The 16907-nt window shown below is 66.3% G+C and carries 15 protein-coding genes; 9 read left to right on the forward strand and 6 right to left on the reverse strand.

Annotation, left to right across the window (positions count from 1 at the left end; translation table 11 throughout):
• Positions 1-23 precede the first annotated feature (23 nt).
• Complete coding sequence (locus QAZ22_RS24555; protein ID WP_278203314.1) at positions 24-3512, forward strand: CheR family methyltransferase; 3489 nt, start codon at positions 24-26, stop codon at positions 3510-3512.
• Positions 3509-3889, forward strand: a complete 381-nt coding sequence (locus QAZ22_RS24560; RefSeq protein ID WP_278203315.1) for a response regulator — start codon at positions 3509-3511, stop codon at positions 3887-3889. The genes QAZ22_RS24555 and QAZ22_RS24560 overlap by 4 nt, the downstream gene beginning before the upstream one ends.
• A gap of 39 nt (positions 3890-3928) precedes the next feature.
• Here the strand turns inward: QAZ22_RS24560 and QAZ22_RS24565 are convergent, their stop codons facing one another.
• Positions 3929-4540, reverse strand: a complete 612-nt coding sequence (locus tag QAZ22_RS24565) for a TetR/AcrR family transcriptional regulator (RefSeq protein WP_278203316.1) — start codon at positions 4538-4540, stop codon at positions 3929-3931.
• A gap of 556 nt (positions 4541-5096) precedes the next feature.
• Between QAZ22_RS24565 and QAZ22_RS24570 the strand changes: the two genes are divergently transcribed.
• The 3 genes from QAZ22_RS24570 to QAZ22_RS24580 are packed head-to-tail and all read left to right on the forward strand — an operon-like array spanning position 5097 to position 8916.
• The gene (locus QAZ22_RS24570; RefSeq protein WP_278203317.1) at positions 5097-5645 is read left to right on the forward strand and encodes a (2Fe-2S)-binding protein; all 549 of its coding nucleotides are present in this window, start codon (positions 5097-5099) and stop codon (positions 5643-5645) included.
• On the forward strand, positions 5642-6625 hold the full coding sequence (locus QAZ22_RS24575; protein ID WP_278203318.1) for a xanthine dehydrogenase family protein subunit M: 984 nt from the start codon (positions 5642-5644) through the stop codon (positions 6623-6625). The genes QAZ22_RS24570 and QAZ22_RS24575 overlap by 4 nt, the downstream gene beginning before the upstream one ends.
• Complete coding sequence (locus QAZ22_RS24580) at positions 6622-8916, forward strand: xanthine dehydrogenase family protein molybdopterin-binding subunit (protein WP_278203319.1); 2295 nt, start codon at positions 6622-6624, stop codon at positions 8914-8916. The genes QAZ22_RS24575 and QAZ22_RS24580 overlap by 4 nt, the downstream gene beginning before the upstream one ends.
• 426 nt (positions 8917-9342) lie before the next feature.
• On the opposite strand, the gene QAZ22_RS24585 is transcribed toward QAZ22_RS24580, so the two are convergent.
• Positions 9343-10353, reverse strand: coding sequence for an NAD(P)-dependent alcohol dehydrogenase (locus QAZ22_RS24585; protein ID WP_278203320.1), 1011 nt, complete (start codon positions 10351-10353; stop codon positions 9343-9345).
• A gap of 99 nt (positions 10354-10452) precedes the next feature.
• Between QAZ22_RS24585 and QAZ22_RS24590 the strand changes: the two genes are divergently transcribed.
• The gene (locus QAZ22_RS24590; RefSeq protein WP_278203321.1) at positions 10453-11406 is read left to right on the forward strand and encodes a LysR family transcriptional regulator; all 954 of its coding nucleotides are present in this window, start codon (positions 10453-10455) and stop codon (positions 11404-11406) included.
• A gap of 69 nt (positions 11407-11475) precedes the next feature.
• The gene (locus QAZ22_RS24595; RefSeq protein ID WP_278203322.1) at positions 11476-11961 is read left to right on the forward strand and encodes a hypothetical protein; all 486 of its coding nucleotides are present in this window, start codon (positions 11476-11478) and stop codon (positions 11959-11961) included.
• On the opposite strand, the gene QAZ22_RS24600 is transcribed toward QAZ22_RS24595, so the two are convergent.
• The 3 genes from QAZ22_RS24600 to QAZ22_RS24610 all read right to left on the reverse strand — a co-directional run bounded on the left by QAZ22_RS24600 (position 11958) and on the right by QAZ22_RS24610 (position 15360).
• Positions 11958-12746 carry a slipin family protein gene (locus tag QAZ22_RS24600; protein WP_278203323.1) on the reverse strand — a complete coding sequence of 263 codons (789 nt, stop codon included), beginning with the start codon at positions 12744-12746 and terminating at the stop codon, positions 11958-11960. The genes QAZ22_RS24595 and QAZ22_RS24600 overlap by 4 nt on opposite strands.
• The gene (locus QAZ22_RS24605) at positions 12743-14125 is read right to left on the reverse strand and encodes a nodulation protein NfeD (protein ID WP_278203324.1); all 1383 of its coding nucleotides are present in this window, start codon (positions 14123-14125) and stop codon (positions 12743-12745) included. Before QAZ22_RS24605 ends, QAZ22_RS24600 begins: the two co-directional genes overlap by 4 nt.
• A gap of 128 nt (positions 14126-14253) precedes the next feature.
• A complete protein-coding gene (locus QAZ22_RS24610; protein ID WP_278207931.1) occupies positions 14254-15360 on the reverse strand; it encodes an IS481 family transposase in 1107 nt (368 codons plus the stop codon).
• A 390-nt stretch (positions 15361-15750) separates the two neighbouring features.
• Here QAZ22_RS24610 and QAZ22_RS24615 point away from each other — a divergent pair, with 390 nt between their 5' ends.
• Entirely contained in the window at positions 15751-15987 is a 237-nt protein-coding gene (locus QAZ22_RS24615) for a DUF1127 domain-containing protein (RefSeq protein ID WP_278203325.1), read from the forward strand.
• 39 nt (positions 15988-16026) lie between these two features.
• On the opposite strand, the gene QAZ22_RS24620 is transcribed toward QAZ22_RS24615, so the two are convergent.
• Positions 16027-16278 carry a hypothetical protein gene (locus tag QAZ22_RS24620; RefSeq protein ID WP_278203326.1) on the reverse strand — a complete coding sequence of 84 codons (252 nt, stop codon included), beginning with the start codon at positions 16276-16278 and terminating at the stop codon, positions 16027-16029.
• Here QAZ22_RS24620 and QAZ22_RS24625 point away from each other — a divergent pair.
• On the forward strand, positions 16273-16851 hold the full coding sequence (locus QAZ22_RS24625) for an OsmC family protein (protein WP_278203327.1): 579 nt from the start codon (positions 16273-16275) through the stop codon (positions 16849-16851). The two genes, QAZ22_RS24620 and QAZ22_RS24625, sit on opposite strands and share 6 nt — an antisense overlap.
• Positions 16852-16907 lie beyond the last annotated feature (56 nt).

Consider the following 16907-nt stretch of genomic DNA (forward strand, 5'->3'; position numbering starts at 1 on the left):
AACAGCCCGCGCCCTTCCCTGTCGTGGGCATCGGCGCGTCGGCTGGTGGCATCGGGGCGCTGCAGAGATTCTTTCCGGAAGTTCCAGCCGACAGCGGCTTTGCCTATGTGGTGATCCAGCATCTCGACGCCGAGCACGAAAGCGTGCTCGCAAGCATCATCCAGCGCTGCACCACGATCGAAACGAAGACCGCGGCCGAGGGGCTGGAGATCGAGCCCGACCACATCTACGTCACCCCTCCGGGCGTCTCGGTGACAGTCGAGGGGCGGCGTTTTCACGTGGCCAAGATGACCACCATGCGCGCCAGACGAACGCCGATCGACGATTTCTTCGCCTCGCTGGCGCACGACCAGGCGGAGAATACGGCCGGGATCATTCTTTCCGGCACCGGGAGCGACGGCACGATCGGGCTGAGGGCAATCAAGGAGCGCGGCGGGCTGACGCTGGCGCAGGAAGGCGCCGAATATGACGGCATGATGCGAAGCGCCGTCCAGAGCGGCATGATCGACATGGTGCTTCCCGCGGAAGAGATGGCCGCCAAGCTGGTCGGCTATTTCAGCCAAGCCAAACGTATGGAAAGCGAGCGCGACCGCCGCAAGCGCGAGGTGGCCGAACAGCTTTCGCGCATCGCGGCGCTGCTTCGCGTGCGCACCGGCCACGATTTCAGCGGCTACAAGGACAACACCATCCTGCGGCGCATCCAGCGCCGCATGCAGGTGCTGCAGATCGACGATCCGACCGCCTTCTACGAGCGGCTGCGCGACGAGCCGCAGCAGGTCGACCTTCTGTTCCAGGACCTTCTGATCGGCGTGACCAGCTTCTTCCGCGACCCGCACGCCTTCGAAGCGCTGGAACGCTTCGTCATCCCCAAGCTTTTCGAGGACCGCAAGTCGGACGAGACGATCAGGGTCTGGGTGCCGGGATGCGCCACCGGCGAGGAAGCCTATTCGATCGCCATGCTCTTGAAGGAGAGCGCGCCGCGGGGCGCTGCCTCGCCCAACCTGCAGATCTTCGCCACCGACATCGACGAGCGCGCCCTGGAAGTGGCCCGCGCCGGCCGCTATCCGGCGACGATCGCGACCGATGTGACGCCCAAGCGCCTCAAGGAATTCTTCTCGCGCGAGGACGGCACCTATCGCGTTTCCGCCGATTTGCGCGAGATCTGCCTGTTCTCGGCGCACAATCTGTTGCGCGATCCGCCCTTTTCCAAGCTCGACCTGATCGCCTGCCGCAACCTGCTGATCTACATGGGACCGGAACTGCAGGAGAAGATCGTCCCGATCTTCCACTACGCGCTGCGCAACAACGGCTATCTCTTTCTCGGCTCCTCGGAGAACGTCACCCGCCACGGACGCCTGTTCTCGACCACCGACAAGGCGAGCCGCATCTTCCAGAAGCGAAGCGGGGTCGCCATGCAGCGGCTGCCGGAATTCCCGCTGGCGGCGGCCAGGCAGGCGCCCCCGATCGCGCGCCGGGGGACGACGGCGACAACCCTGCGGGAAGTCGCGGAGCGGGTCCTCGTCGAGCGCTATTCGCCGGTCTACGTGGTCATCAACGCCGACGGCGAACTGCTGCACAGCTCGGCAGGCACGGGCAAATATCTGGAGCTCGCCGCCGGCGCCCCCGACCACAACGTGTTTTCGATGGCGCGCCGCGGGCTTCGCATGGATTTGCGGGCGGCGCTCCACAAGGCGGTCAGCACCGGGCAGGCGGCGGTCCAGAACAAGATCAGCATCGGCACCAATGGCGGGCGCCAGACGATCAGCCTGGCCGTGCAGCCGCTGCCACCCGACGGCTCGTCCGACCCACTCTACATGTTGGTCTTCAGGGATGTGGGCGGCATCAAGCCGGAGGCCGAGGACGAACCGGTCCACCCTACCGACGATGTCGAAAGCGCCAATGTCAGCCAGCTCGAAAAGGAGCTGAGGGAAACCAGGGAGCGGCTGCAGATCACCACGGAGGAGCTCGAATCCTCCAACGAGGAGCTGAAGTCCTCCAATGAGGAACTGTCCTCGATCAACGAGGAACTGCAATCCTCCAACGAGGAGCTGGAGACCTCCAAGGAGGAACTGCAGTCGATCAACGAGGAACTGCAGACCGTGAATGCCGAGCTCAACATCCGCGTCGACGAGCTCAGCCGCGCCAACAACGACATGGCGAACCTGCTCGAAAGCACGCAGATCGCGACCGTGTTCCTCGACCGCGAGCTCTGCATCAAGAACTTCACGCCGACGGCGCGCGACCTGTTCAGGCTGGTCGAGAGCGATGTAGGGCGGCCGCTCGCGCATGTGCGCCCGCGCTTCCCCGCCGACGGTCTGCAGACCGACATGGAGCAGGTGCTGCACAGGCTCGGTACGATCGAGCGGCAGATCGGAGGCGTCGACAACGGCAAGCGCTACATGATGCGGGTGCTGCCCTATCGGACGGTCGACAATGTCATCGCCGGCGTGGTCGTCACTTTTGTCGACGTCACCAAGATCGCGCAGGCGGAAGAAAGGATCGGCGCGCTTTCGCACGACCTGCGCAACCGCGTCGAGAGCCTGGAGACGCTGCTCGACCTGGTGCCGGTGGGCATCATCATCGCCGAACAAGCCAATGGCACGATTCGCGCCAACCGTCGCGCCATGGAGCTCTCCGGCATGCCCGCCACGGATGGCAAGCTACCGGCCCTGTCGCTGATGTCGAACGGCGCCGCTGTGGAAACGGAGGACCAGCCCCTGCAGAAGGCGATGCGAACGGGCAAGCCGATCCGCGCCTACGAGGCGAGAATCGCGCGGGCGGACGGCAGCAGCATCGACGTGGCGATATCGGCCAATCCGCTGTTCGACGAGTCCGGCAAAGTTCGCGGCGCAATCTCGACCCTGGTCGACATATCGGACCACAAGGAGGCGGAGCGCAGCAAGGAAAGGCTGGTGCATGAATTGCAGCACCGCGTGAAGAACATCCTCGCCACGATCACCGCGTTGGCCTCGCGCATGATCCGCTCATCAAGCTCGATAGGCGAATTCTCGACCTCGTTCCACGAGCGATTGCACGCGATGGCGCGCACGCATGAGGTGCTGTCATCCTACAATTGGGGCAACACCGACCTCGAGCAGTTGCTCAGGGCGACGTTTTCTCCTTTCGGCAGCCGGGAAGGCCAGGCCCTCGTTATCCGGGGCCGGCCGTTCCTTCTCGACGCAGCAACGGCGGCGACGCTCGGCATGGTGTTCTTCGAGCTTGCCAGCAACGCCGCCAAATACGGAGCGCTTTCCGTCGACACCGGCCGCGTCGAAGTCTCCTGGGACGTGGTGAAGCCCGGCACGTTGTCGATCAGTTGGAAGGAAACCGGTGGCCCGGCCGTGGAAGAGCCGTCGCGCATGAATTTCGGAACAACTTTCATCCAGCAGAGTTTAGAGTACGAGCTGGCAGGGAGGGTAGCGTTGAACTTCAGGCCCACCGGCCTGGAGTGCCTGCTTGAAATTCCTCTGCCCGAGACGGAAGCCTTCGAGCTGTTGCCCAGCCACGCATGAACAAGAGCGCCCCACTATCCGGCCTGAGGATCCTCGTCGTCGAGGATACTTTCCTGGTCGCGCTCGATCTTTCCGACGAATTGACCGATGCGGGCTGCGATGTCGTCGGACCCGCGCCCTCCGTCCAAGAGGCGCTCGAGCAGATCGACGGCGTCGAGCTGGACGGGGCGGTGCTCGACGTCAACCTGCATGGCGAACGCAGCTTCCCGATCGCCGAGCATCTCGCGGCCCGCGACGTGCCTTTTGTCTTCCTCACCGGCTATGACAGCGCCACGATCTTTCCCGATCGGTTCCAGGATTCGCCGAGACTGTCGAAGCCCGTCGAAAGCCGATTGCTGATCGAGGCGGTCGCGCGGTTTGGCAACAACAAGCATTGAGGGTTCTTCCCTTCTCCCCTTTGCGGGAGAAGGGAAGCCTCACCCCCTCGCCCCGAACCTCAACCCATCCATCAAGAGCTTCACCAGCCTTCCCGACCGCTCGCGCCAGTCGGGGGTGTTGGGGGCGGAGTAGATGCCGCCGAGCGCATGCATCACATCGGAAGCGTCGACATCGGCGCGGATTTTTCCCGACGCGGCGGCCGCCTCGACCAGGGCTCGCATGGCGCCTGAGACGCGGCCCGACGTATCCGAGAACAGCGTCGAGTTGGTGGTCAGCAGGACTCGCAGGCTTGTGGCGAGCCCTCGCTTGGTGGCGATGTAGTCGACGAAGCGCTGCATCCAAAGCTCCAGCGCGACATCGGCCGGATGATCGCGGGCGAGTTCGTCGGCCGCCTGGCAGAGCCCCTCCACCTCACGGCGGTAGACCACCTCGACCAGATGCTCGCGCGTCGGGAAATGCCGGTAGAGCGTGCCGATGCCGACCCCTGCCCGCTTCGCGATCTCCTCCAGCGAAGCATCGACGCCGTCCTTAGCGAAAGCCTGCGCCGCCACCTCGACCAGCTTGTCGCGGTTGCGCTGCGCATCGGCGCGCAGCGGCTTCGGCGCCGAGCTTTCAGGCTTCTCGTCAGTCTCCGGCGGCTGGTCGGCCACTTTTTTCTCCACTCTCGCAATATGGGGGTTGAACCAAAACGGCCCAGTCCCCACGTAAATAAACGGAGGCACCTCCGTTTTAGTGGAGCACCTTTATCATATAATCAGGGGAAGCGGTATGTCACCTGTTGAGACATTGAAGACCAGAACTTCCCCTGCCCGCCGGAGAATAGGGGCGTTCGCACGTGAGGTCGTCATCCTAGGGCGGAGCAAGGAGCGAAGCGACGCGGCGCAGACCCTAGGATCCATGCCGTTACCTGCGAGCGCAGCGGCAGTGCAGAATTCTGATGCGCCGCATTCCCTCGCGATCGTCACGGCATGGATCCTCGGGTCAAGCCCTGGGTCAAGCCCGAGGATGACGAATGGAGAGGTTGGCGGGACAGCACCCGCTCTGCCCTGCTCGTCCTCCGCGGCAGTTGCGGAGGGTGGACCGGGCATCTCCCCCGCAAGGGGGAAATTGGCAGCTTCGCCGCCGGCACAATCACCGCCCTTGCCCCATCCCGCCCAAGCCCCATTTCCATCCGCCTAGCGTCCAGCAATTGGAGCCCGACGCCTCATGACCAGCCAAACCATCATCGATCCTCCCGAAGACGGCCATTTCAGGAACGGCTCAACCGCACAGCCCAGTCCGACCACGCTTTCCATCCATCTCACCATCAATGGCGAGACCCGTACGCTCGACGTCGAGCCGCGCGTCACGCTGCTCGACGCGTTGCGCGACCGGCTCTCCCTCACCGGCACCAAGAAAGGCTGCGACCAGGGCCAGTGCGGCGCCTGCACCGTCCATGTCGACGGCCAAAGGGTGTTGGCCTGCCTGACCTTGGCAGCACAAGTCGAGGGACGCTCGATCACCACCATCGAAGGGCTGGCCGACGCGGACGGCACGCTCAACGCCGTGCAGGCCGCCTTCCTCGAGCAGGACGCCTTCCAGTGCGGCTATTGCACGCCGGGACAGATCATGTCGGCTGTGGCCTGCATCCGCGAGGGCCATGCCGGCTCCGACGAGGAAATCCGCGAATATATGGCCGGCAACCTATGCCGCTGCGGCGCCTATCCGCACATCGTCGCCGCCGTTCGCCAGGCAGCCAGGGAGCTCCGCTCATGAGAGATTTCTCCTACCTTCGCGCCGACAGCGTCGAGGCCGCGCGCAACGCCGCGGCGCTGCCCGGCGCCATGCTGCTTGCCGGCGGCACGACGCTGGTCGACCTCGCCAAATGCGGCGTCGCCGAACCCTCGACCGTCATCGACATCAGCCATATCGAGGGGCTGAACGCCATCGACGTCAGCGCCGAACGCGCGGTGATCGGCGCGCTGGCGAAGATGAGCCATGTCGCCGACAATCCGCAAGTGAAGAGCCACTTTCCGGCCGTGTCGGAAGCGCTCTGGCAGGCGGCCTCCGCACAGCTTCGCAACATGGCGACCATAGGCGGCAACCTGATGCAGCGCACGCGCTGCCCCTATTTCCGCGATCCGCAAAACTTCCCGGCCTGCAACAAGCGCGCGCCGGGCAGCGGCTGCTCGGCGATCGGCGGCGTGACGCGCGGCCATGCGGTGCTCGGCGTGAGCGAATCCTGCATCGCCACCTATCCGGGCGACCTCGCCATCGCGCTCGTCGCCTTCGACGCCGAGGTCGATCTCGGCGAGCGGAAGCTGAAGGTCGAGGACTTCTTCCTCGCCCCCGGCGCCACCGCCGAGCGAGAGCACGACATCCGTCCCGGCGAGGTGATCACGGCAATAGAGATCCCAGGCTCGGCCGCAGCCAGGCGCTCGACCTACATCAAGGTGCGCGATCGCCAGTCCTATGAATTCGCGGCGGCAAGCGCTGCCGTCGGGCTGGAACTCGAAGCCGACGGCCGCACCATCCGCGACATCCGCGTCGCGCTCGGCGGCGTCGCGACCAAGCCGTGGCGGGTGCGCGCCGTCGAAGAGGCGCTGAAGGGCAAGCCGCTCGACGACGCGACCGTGCGCAAGATGAGCGAGCTCGCCATGGAGGGCGCCGTCGACCATGGCGCCAACCACTACAAAATAGCGCTCGCGCCGCGCGTGATCGCGCGCGCCATCCTCAAATTGGGAGAGACGGCATGACCGTTCACGACATGAAACACGCGGCGTCGGACAGCGCGCGGCTCGAAGCGGTCGGCGGACGCCTGTCGCGCGTCGACGGCCCGGCCAAGATCACCGGCGCCGCCCACTACGCCGTCGAGCAGCAGCTCGAAGGGCTGACGCATGCGGTGCTGGTCGGCGCGACGATTGCCGCCGGCAAGGTGACCGCGATCGACACGCGCGCCGCGGAGACGGCGCCTGGCGTGCTCGCCGTGCTGACGCCCGACACCATCATGGAGCTGAAGGGCGCTTCCGACTGGTTCGGCAACCCGCCATCGCAACCGACCTATTGCCCCCTCGCCCGCGAGGTCACCTTTTCCGGCCAGCATATCGCGGCCGTGGTGGCCGAGACATTCGAGCAGGCGGTGGCGGCGGCCGCGCTGGTCAAGGTCTGGTATGACGAGATTCCGGCGGTCGTCGACTTGAGCGACGGCAAGGCCGGCGACGGCATCCCGATCGAGGCCATGACCAAGGAATGGGGCGACGCCGAAGCCGCCTTCGCCGAAGCGCCGGTGCGCGTCTGCGCCGCCTACAACACGCCGCGCGAGTTCCAGGCGGCGATGGAGCCGCACGGGCTGATCGCGCGCTGGGAAGGCGACGAGCTCACCATCTGGGAGCCGAGCCAGTGGCTGGACGGCATGGCGCGCACCTATGCCGAATGGTTCGGCGTGCCGTTCGAGAATGTGCGGCTGGTCTCGCCCTATATCGGCGGCGGCTTCGGCTCGAAGGCTCTGGCGCTTGCGCACAGCGCGGTGGCCGCCGCGGCGGCAAGGATGCTGGGAAGGCCGGTGAAGCTGGTGCTCAACCGCCCGCAGAATTTCACCTCCTATGGCGGCCGCGCCGCGACGCGGCAGACCGTGGCGATAGGCGCCGACAAGCAAGGCCGCATCCAGTCGATCGTGCATCGCGGCGTCAACGAGACGGCCGTCGACGGCATGTGGGTCGAGCCGCTCGGCTCGGTCACATCGATCATGTACGCCACGCCCAATTTCTCCTCTAAGCAGAATGTGGTGCGCGTGAACACGGTGGTGCCGGGGGCAAAACGCGCGCCAGGCGAGAACCCGAGCGCCTTCGGCATCGAATGCGCCATCGACGAGCTTGCATACGAGCTCGGCATCGATCCGCTGGAGATGCGGCTGATCAACTACGCCGAACAGGATCCGCACGCGAAGAAGGCGTGGTCGACGAGGCAATTGCGCGAAGCCTTCGCCGTCGGCGCGGAAGCCTTCGGCTGGGCGAAGCGTTCACCCGCGCCGCGCTCGATGCGCGACGGCCACCAGCTCATCGGCTGGGGCGTGGCGGCCGGCACCTACCCGGTGCGGCGCGCGCACGGCGAGGCGGTGGTGAAGATACTCGCCGACGGTTCGGTCGAGGTCGAAAGCTCCTCCATCGACATGGGCCAGGGCACCTACACGATCCTGGCGCAGACCGCCGCCGAGACACTCGGCGTGCCGGTGGAGCAGGTTTCGGTGAAGCTCGGCGACTCGCGCCTTGCGCGGGCCGGCGTCACCGGCGGGTCACGGCTTGCCGGCGTCATGACCGGCGCCGTCTACAAGGCGGCCGGCCAGGCGCTCGACGAGATGATCGGCCTGGCGCTCTCCGATCCGCGCTCGCCCTTCCATGGGCTGCAGGCGAACACGCTGGCGGTGCGGGACGGCCGCATCGCCTCGCCACGCGGCGATGGGCCGGAGCTGTCGATCGCCGAATTCCTGTCGGCCGTCGGCCGCGAGCGGATCGAGGCCAAGGGCGACACCGTTCCGGCCAGCTTCACGCCGGAACAGCGCTACAACAACTACACGACAATTGCCATGGCGCTGCCGCACACCGAAGGCGACTATTCGCGCCATTCCTGGTGCGCGCATTTCGTCGAGGTGCGCGTCGACGAGGATTTCGGCACGGTGCGCGTGTCGCGCGTGGTGTCGGCGCTGGATTCCGGCCGGCTCTACAACCCCAAGCTGGCGGAGAGCCAGTGGAAGGGCGGCATCATCATGGGCATCGGCCAGGCGCTGCTCGAAGAAGGCATCGTCGACCGCCGCCACGGCCGCATCGTCAACGGCAACCTCGCCGACTACATGCTGCCGACCAATGCCGACATCCCGGACATCCAGACGATCTCGGTCGGCATCCCCGACCCGCACTCCTCCGCCCTCGGCGGCAAGGGCGTGGGGGAACTCGGCATCGTCGGCGTGGCGCCGGCGATCGCCAACGCGGTGTTCCACGCGACGGGGAAGCGGGTGCGCGATCTGCCGATCACGCTGGAGAAGTTGATCTGAGGGTGGAAGTTGGGCGCCGGCGCTGACGCTGCCGATCTCCCCCCAAGCGGCCAGGGGATGCATACATTTCGAAGGGGCTGGGCTTTGGCGATAGCGTGCATGGCAGATTGGCGCATGCATTGTCTAATGTAGCGCTGGTCGACCCCCACTCCGTCTCGGCTTCGCCGAGCCACCTCTCCCCCGATCGACGGGGTAGAGGAAAAGCGCCAAGCTTTTTGCCGTCAACGCTCGTCCAGCGAGGCTCCCTTCCTTTCCCTCCGGAGGGGGAAAGGTGGCGCTGCGAAGCAGCGACGGATTGGGGGAACCACGTGGCAATCAAGCCTCAGGTCGATCAGTCAATCACAGAAGATGTGTGCATAGCGTAGCCCCGAGCGGGGGAGATCGGCCGCACCACGGCTTTCGCTAATTTCCAGCGTCGGCCATCCCTTACCAATCCAGCCCGAACACCAGTTTGCCGAAATGCAGGCCGCCGGCGGCCATGTGGGTGTAGGCTTCGGTCGCCTCTTCTTGCGAAAACACCTTGTCGACGACCGGCTCGATGCCGGCGGCGGCGACGGCCCTGGCGGCGTCGCGCAGGTCGGATACCGATCCGGTGTTGTTGCCCACCACTTTCAGCGCCTTGATGATGATCGGCAGCAGGTTGACAGTGGCCTCGGCGCCGGTGACGAAGCCGATGGTGAACAGCGTGCCACCGGGCGCGGTGGCATTGACGGCGCGCGCGAAGGTTGCGGTGCCGCCGGTCTCGACGACGAGGTCGGCGCCGAGGCCATCGGTCAACTCCAGCACCTTGCCGTCCCAGTCCGGTGTCGCGCGGTAGTTGATGAGATGATCGGCGCCGAGCGCCTTGGCCCGCTCCAGCTTCTCGTCCGAAGACGAGGTGATGATCACGGTGGCGCCGGCCGCCTTGGCAAGCTGAAGCGTGAAGATCGAGACGCCACCGGTGCCGAGCAGCACGACGACCGAGCCAGGCCCGACATCGGCGGCGCGGATCGCGTTCCAGGCGGTGGTGCCGGCGATGGGGAGCGTCGAGGCCGCCTCGAAGGAAAGATGCGCCGGCACCGGCACGATCGAATTGGCCGGCAGCGCCACATATTCGGCGAGCGATCCGGGCAGCGAGATGCCGCGCATCTGCGTCATCTCGTAAGGACGCGGCCGGCCGCCGATCCAGCGCGGCTTGGCGTGAGCGACGACGCGGTCGCCGATGGCGAACCTTGTCACGCCCTCGCCGAGCGCGACGATCTCGCCGGCGCCGTCGGCGACGGGTATGAGCGGGAAAACCGGTCCGGGATAGTTGCCGCTCGCCACAGCGACATCGACGAAATTCAGGCTCGCCGCGCGCTGGCGGATCAGCACCTCGCCGCGTTGCGGTTCGGGCGTGGCGACGCTGGCGGCACGGAAGGCGTCAAGTCTGGGCTGGTTGAGTTCGATGGCTTTCATGGGTTCACTCCGTGGGTGGTCGATTGACGGGTTGAGTGAACCTATCTGCTGCGCTATTCCTCGATAATTGCCGAGCTTTGCATTTGAGTATTGCAAATCATGCAGCAATCCCATGAGCCCTCCGCTCTTGCCGAGATGGCGGCTTTCGCCGCCGTCGCCGAGGCGCGCTCCTTCACCAGGGCAGCGGCGCGGGTCGGACGCGACGCCACCATCCTGTCGCGCCGCCTGCAGTCGCTGGAGGAGCGGCTTGGGGTCCGGCTGCTCCACCGCACGACGCGCAGCGTCTCGCTGACCGAGGCGGGCGCGGAATTCCTGGTGCGCGTGCGCGCCATCCTCGCCTCGGTCGACGAGGCGGAAGCCGCCGCCTCCGCCCATGCCGGCGGCCGGCCGCGCGGGTTGCTGCGGCTGGCGCTGCCCGGCACCTTCGGGCGCATGTGGGTCGGGCCGTTCCTGCCACAGTTCCTCGCCGAGTTCCCGGATGTGCGGATCGAAGCCGAATTCTCCAACCGTTTCGCTGATCTCGTCGCCGAGAATTTCGACGTCGCCGTCCGGCTGGGCAGCCTCGAGGATTCGCGCCTGGTGGCGCGCAAGGTGGCGACGCGGCGCCGGCTGCTCTGCGCCGCGCCCTCCTACCTTGCGCGAAGGGGCCGGCCGGAAACGCCGCAGGCGCTGCTCGAACATTCCTGCCTCGGCTTCACCGGCTTCCAGACATTTCCGGCCTGGGAGATGACCGACCGCGAGGGCCGACGCGTGCGCGTCGAGGTTTCGGGACCGCTCACCAGCGACGACGCCGAGGTGCTGGTCGAGGCCGCCGTGCAAGGCGTCGGCCTGATGATGAGCACCGACTGGCTGGTCGGGCGCGAGCTCGCCGACGGGCGGTTGGTGCCGATCCTGGAGGACTGGACGCTGGCCGACGAGGGCGCGGTCTATGTCGTCATGCCCTCGGCCAAGGGCCAAGCCGCCAAGACCCGCGCCTTCGCCGACTGGATCGGCAAGCGATTTTCGCCAGAACCGCCCTGGCGGCAGTGCAAAGGTGCCGATCTCCCCGCTTGAAGGGGAGATTAGCCACTCGCCCGCTTTCGCCAACTCCAATATGATCCGGCCACCACGGGGGAAAGCATCATGAAAAGCGTATTGGCAACCGTCATCCTGGCGCTACTCACCACCCTCCCCGCCCATGCCGCATCCTGCGCCTGGTCCGCCAAGATGGAGGAGGACGAAGGCGGCAGTGTGCTGATGGCCTCTGTCTGCGGCGGATCGAAGGGCGATGCGCATCTGATGCTGGCCTGCTTCGGCAAGCCGGTGCTGAGCTATGATCTCGGCGCCGCAGGCGGGCAGCTCGAGCCTGGCATCAGCGCGGAATTCACGTTCAAGGCCGGCGGCAAGAGCCTGACCAAGAAGCTCGATCTCGAGGCAATGTACAACTACTTCACGGCGGAACTCTCCGGTCCTTCCGATCCGCTGCTCGCCCTGCTGCGCGGCAAGGGGGAGGTGACGGTTGCCTCCGGCAAATACGGCGCGGCGAGCTTTCCGCTGAAAGGCTCCGGCGCCGCGATCGGCAAGGTGCTGGCCGAGTGCGGGAAAGGTTCAGGCGGCGAGGCGGATTAATCTCCCTCCTTGAGGGGGAGATTACCCGCTCCCTCCCCCGGCTTCAGGAACTGCCGCAGCAAATCCACCGGCAGCGGGAAGACCACCGTGGAGGAGCGTTCGCCGGCGATGTCGTGCAGGGCCTCGAAATAGCGCAGCTGCATGGCCTGCGGCTCCTCGGCCAGCATCTTGCCGGCCTCGACGAGCTTCGCCGCGGCCTGCTGCTCGCCGTCGGCGTTGATCACCTTGGCGCGCCGCAGCCGTTCCGCCTCGGCCTGCTTGGCGATGGCGCGGATCATGCTCTCGTTCAGGTCGACATGCTTGATCTCGACATTGGAGACCTTGATGCCCCAGGCGTCGGTGCGCTGGTCGAGGATCTCCTGGATGTCGCTGTTGAGCCTGTCGCGCTCGGCCAGCATCTCGTCGAGCTCGTGCTTGCCGAGCACCGAGCGCAGCGTGGTTTGTGCAAGCTGGTTGGTGGCGGTCATGAAATCCTCGACCTGGATGATCGCCCGCTCGGCGTCGACGATGCGGAAATAGAGCACCGCGTTGACCTTCACCGAGACGTTGTCGCGCGAGATGACGTCCTGCGGCGGCACGTCCTGCACGACCACGCGCAGGTCCACCCTGACCATCTGCTGGATGAAGGGAACGAGGATGATGAGGCCCGGTCCCTTGACGCCGGTGAAGCGGCCAAGCGTGAAGACCACGCCGCGCTCGTATTCCCTGAGGATGCGGATGGCCGCCGACAGGAACATGATCACCAGCAGCGCGAGGATCAGATAGGCGACATAACCGACTGTCATTGTTTTGCTCCGTCGTTTCCCGGCCCGTTGCTTCCTGCACCACGCCGCCGCACCGTCAGCACGAGATCGCTGACGCCAGTCACCTCCGCGCGATCTCCCGGCGCGATCGGCTCGTCGGCTTTCGCCCGCCAGCGTTCGCCGAGCGCCAGCACATGGCCCTCGCCGCCTTCCCAGTCGAGAATCTGCACGGGCAGGCCGCGCATCGCCTCGCCGCCGATGCGCGGCGGATTGCGCCGCGCCGCCCAGAGATAGCTCCCGGCCAGCAGCGCGAGCCCGAGCGTCAGCGCGGCGGCGGGACCGATGATCGCCCAGGATATGGCGAAGCCCGGCCCCTCGACCTTGAGCAGCATGGCCGCGCCGAGCAGGAAGGCGGCCGCGCCTCCGACCCCGAGCACCACCGTCGGATTGAAAGCCTCGACGATGAGGAAGCCGACGCCGAGCAGCATCAGGGCGAGCCCGGCATAGTTGATCGGCAAGAGATCGAGCGCGTAGAGGGCGAGCACGAGGCAGGTGGCGCCGATGACGCCGGGCGCCACCGCGCCGGGGCTCGTCACCTCGAAGACGAGGCCATAGAAGCCGAGCAGCATCAGGATGACGGCGACGTTCGGGTCGGTGATGACGGCGAGAAGCCGGATGAACCAGCCTGGATCCAGGACCTCGACGGCCAGCCCCTTCGTCGCCAGCACCTGCTTCTTGCCGGCCACCTCGACGGTGCGACCGTCGGCCAGCTGCAAGAGCTCGGCCGTGTCGCGGGCGACGAAGTCGATGACATGTTCCTGCAGCGCAGCGCTCGCCGAAAGGCTCGCCGCCTGGCGCACGGCCTTCTCGCCCCAGTCGCCATTGCGGTTGCGCAGCTCGGCGAGCGAGCGGGTCAGCGCCACCGCGTCATTGGTCACCTTGGCCATCATCGGGTCGCCGGATGGCTGCCCGGTGCCCTTGTCGTCCTTCTCGCCGCCCGGAAGCGAAGGCAGCCCGCCGATCTCGACCGGCGTCGCCGCGCCCAGATTGGTGCCGGGCGCCATCGCCGCGACATGGGTGGCGTAGAGGATGTAGGTTCCGGCGCTCGCCGCGTGGCCGCCGGCCGGCGCGACGTAACCGATGACGGGAACGGGAGAGGCCAGGATATCGGCGATCATCTCGCGCATCGAGGTGACCAGGCCGCCCGGAGTGTCGAGCTGAAGGATGAGAACCGCGGCGTTGCGCGCGGCAGCGGCCTTGAGCGCTTCCTTCAACTGGCGGGCGCTCGCCGGACCGATGGCGCCGTCGATCGAGATGCTGAGAGCAACCCTCGCCGCCGCCATTCCGGCCGAGGAGAAGGGGAAAAGGACCGCGGCAGCCACGAAGGCCGCTGCCAAAAGGGCCACCCGCGCGAGTCTCACGCTCAAAGCTCCTTGGATTCAATATGGGGTTGTAGCGGGCCAAGTCCAATGAGCCGCTGATCTCCCCCCTGTATGGACTGGGGACATCGCGAACAGGTGTGCGAAGACATCGCGAACAGTTTCCCATGCTAGCGCTGGAACTGGTTGAGGTCGATGGTTTGGATCTTCTGGTGTCGGAAGAAGACATCGAAGACGCCGTCGATTTCGGTCGGCCTGAAGGCGACGACCTTGCCGGCGACGGCGTTGCAGATCTTGAAGGCACGCCCGAACAGCGAGGTCGCTCCCTTCTGCTGGATTTTGCGCAGGAGGTCGCCGGCGGCGTAGTCGAAGGGCGCCACGGTCTCGCAGAAGTCGCGGCCGGAGGGCCGGTAGCGGTCGAGCGGCACAGCGCCGGCAAGGCCGTCGTGCGGGCGCTTGGTGTTGTAGAGATGGCGCCAGCTGTCGAAGGCGCTCTGGGCGTGCTGGAGGCTCTCGAAGGGCGGCCCCTGCAGCGCCTCGGCCTTGAGGGAGCGGTGGAAGCGCTCGTCCTTGCCCAGCGTCTGGGGATGGTAGGGCCGGGAATGACTGATGGCCACGCCCACCTCGATCAGCCAGACGCCGAGCACGGTGAGGTTGTTGCGGCCGCCGTCGCCCCAGGGCGGGCCGTTGTCGATGGCGATGCGCCACGGCAGGCCATAGCGCCGGAACGCCGTGATCAGCCGCGCCTTGACGGTCTCGGTCGTCTCGTCGGAGCAGGCCTCCAGGGCCAGCGAGAAGCGCGAATGGTCGTCGAGCACGGTGAGCGGATGCAGCCGTCCCTGGCGCAGTGGCACATGGCCCTTGAAGTCCATCTGCCACAGATCGTTGGGGGCTTCGTGCTCGAAGCGGATGAAGGGCTGAGCGCCGCCGCCCAACGCACCCAGCTCGACGCCGTTGCGCCGCAAGATGCCGCTCACCGTCGAAGGAGCAATGGCGCCGATGCCGTCGCGCTCGAGCACGCCAGCGATCTTGCGCCCACCCCAGGCCGGGCATTCCTTCCGCAGCGACACAACCGCTGCTTCCAGCGACGGCGGGCTGCGCCGCGGGCTCGACTTTGGCCGCCGCGAACGCTCCGCCAGCCCGGCTACGCCTTCCGCACCAAACCGCGCGATCAATTTGTGCCCGCAGGTTCGTCCGATCCCGAAGCGACGGCACAGCGCGCTCACATTCGCCCCTGGCGCCAGCGCCAGTCTTACAAACTCTTCCTTCTGGCTCATCACGCTCCTGGCCTCGAATGGCACCACGAACCTCCCCGCGCAAAACGCACGAAACTGTTCGCGATGTCTTCGCACACCTGTTCGCGATGTCCCCAGTCCATACACCCCCAAGGGGGGGAGATGTCGCCGAAGGCGACAGAGGGGGTCGCCGCGCGTGGAGCGCCAACCTCTTCTTGCGTTCGCAACGCGTCGGCGCTTGATGTGAGACGACCCCCTCTGGCCTGCCGGCCATCTCCCCCTCGAGGGGGGAGATTGCGCGCTCGCCCGCCTTCGCGCCCCAACGATTCCACGGCAATTTCGACGCAGGCTCCAACGCTGGCTCCCTCGCCCATCCTGCATTGTCCCCGTCGACCGCGCGAACGAACGCGCCCGCAACCCATGGAGACGACAATGACGGCTTTGGACCGAGCCACCATCGAAACCGGCCGGGCGGGCTTCGGCCTGTCCGGCTTTGCCCGACGCACACTCAGCCTGGCCTATCGCGCCATCAAGATGCGCAATGAACGTGCCGCGCTGCAGGCGATGCCGGATTTCCTGCTGAAGGACATCGGCATCAGCCGCTCGCAGATCGAGTATTATACCTGCGTGCGCCTTGCGCCCTCCGATACGGATAGGATGGACCGCTGAAGCATCGCCGCTTCGGCGGCCGGAATGCTTGAAGGCCCTTCAAAAACCCTCTTCAAAAACCCTGGCGTCGCCGGGGTTTTCGCGTTTGGCCATGCCCCTGGCGACCGGCGTCTCCGGCGTTGGGATCGTGCGGCGGGCGCGCGTCCCAAATGAAACGCCCAATGCAATTTCCACGGTGGGCGTATCAAAAATTCCACGCTCGCACCCACTCTCGCTCAAACGCTCGACCGCCAAAGGAATGCCGTCACGGCAACCAAGCCGCAAACAACCTTCGGAGTAGAAAAGATGCAACCCAACACCAAGCCTGCACGACTTCCGCTCAACGGCGTCGACACGCCCAACCTGATCGCGACGATCAATTTCGTGGCGGACCAGCCGGAGCTGGCGAAGTTCCAGTTCCGCGCCCACAACGAGTGGATCGAGGGCACGCACAGCAAGAGCGTCATGCACGGCTTCTACGGCGCCGGCCAGGAGCAGAAGCACGAGAAGCCCTATTATGCCGACAGCGACCATCCGGCGATCCTGTGCGGCGCCGACAATGCGCCGACCCCGGTCGAATGGGTGCTGCATGCGCTGGCGAGCTGCCTGATGTCGGGCGTCGCCAACATCGCGGCCGCGCGCGGCATCAAGCTCACCCGGGTCAAGTGCTCGGTCGACGGCGACATCGACCTGCGCGGCATCCTCGGCATCTCCGACGAGGTGCGCAACGGCTTCCAGAACATCCAGGTATCGTTCGAGGTCGAAGGCAACGCGCCGGCCGAGAAGCTGACCCAGCTCGTCGAACAGGCCCGCGCCCGCTCGGCGGTCTACGACGTGCTGACCAAGGGCGTGCCGGTCACGGTCGGGATCAAGACCATCCAGTGATCCCGACAATCCAATGACCCGCCGGGGAGACGGTTTGCACACGGCCGTCTCCCTCA

The sequence above is a fragment of the Mesorhizobium sp. WSM4906 genome, assembly GCF_029674625.1.
In the GTDB taxonomy this organism is placed as follows: domain Bacteria; phylum Pseudomonadota; class Alphaproteobacteria; order Rhizobiales; family Rhizobiaceae; genus Mesorhizobium.

Bases quoted from the DNA above. Each gene is read 5' to 3' on its own strand.
- QAZ22_RS24560 (WP_278203315.1), top strand. From the start codon at position 3,509: ATGAACAAGAGCGCCCCACTATCCGGCCTGAGGATCCTCGTCGTCGAG.
- QAZ22_RS24570 (WP_278203317.1), top strand. From the start codon at position 5,097: ATGACCAGCCAAACCATCATCGATCCTCCCGAAGACGGCCATTTCAGG.
- QAZ22_RS24625 (WP_278203327.1), top strand. From the start codon at position 16,273: ATGCAACCCAACACCAAGCCTGCACGACTTCCGCTCAACGGCGTCGAC.
- QAZ22_RS24600 (WP_278203323.1), bottom strand. From the start codon at position 12,746: ATGACAGTCGGTTATGTCGCCTATCTGATCCTCGCGCTGCTGGTGATC.
- QAZ22_RS24575 (WP_278203318.1), top strand. From the start codon at position 5,642: ATGAGAGATTTCTCCTACCTTCGCGCCGACAGCGTCGAGGCCGCGCGC.
- QAZ22_RS24590 (WP_278203321.1), top strand. From the start codon at position 10,453: ATGCAGCAATCCCATGAGCCCTCCGCTCTTGCCGAGATGGCGGCTTTC.
- QAZ22_RS24595 (WP_278203322.1), top strand. From the start codon at position 11,476: ATGAAAAGCGTATTGGCAACCGTCATCCTGGCGCTACTCACCACCCTC.
- QAZ22_RS24615 (WP_278203325.1), top strand. From the start codon at position 15,751: ATGACGGCTTTGGACCGAGCCACCATCGAAACCGGCCGGGCGGGCTTC.
- QAZ22_RS24585 (WP_278203320.1), bottom strand. From the start codon at position 10,353: ATGAAAGCCATCGAACTCAACCAGCCCAGACTTGACGCCTTCCGTGCC.
- QAZ22_RS24580 (WP_278203319.1), top strand. From the start codon at position 6,622: ATGACCGTTCACGACATGAAACACGCGGCGTCGGACAGCGCGCGGCTC.
- QAZ22_RS24610 (WP_278207931.1), bottom strand. From the start codon at position 15,360: ATGAGCCAGAAGGAAGAGTTTGTAAGACTGGCGCTGGCGCCAGGGGCG.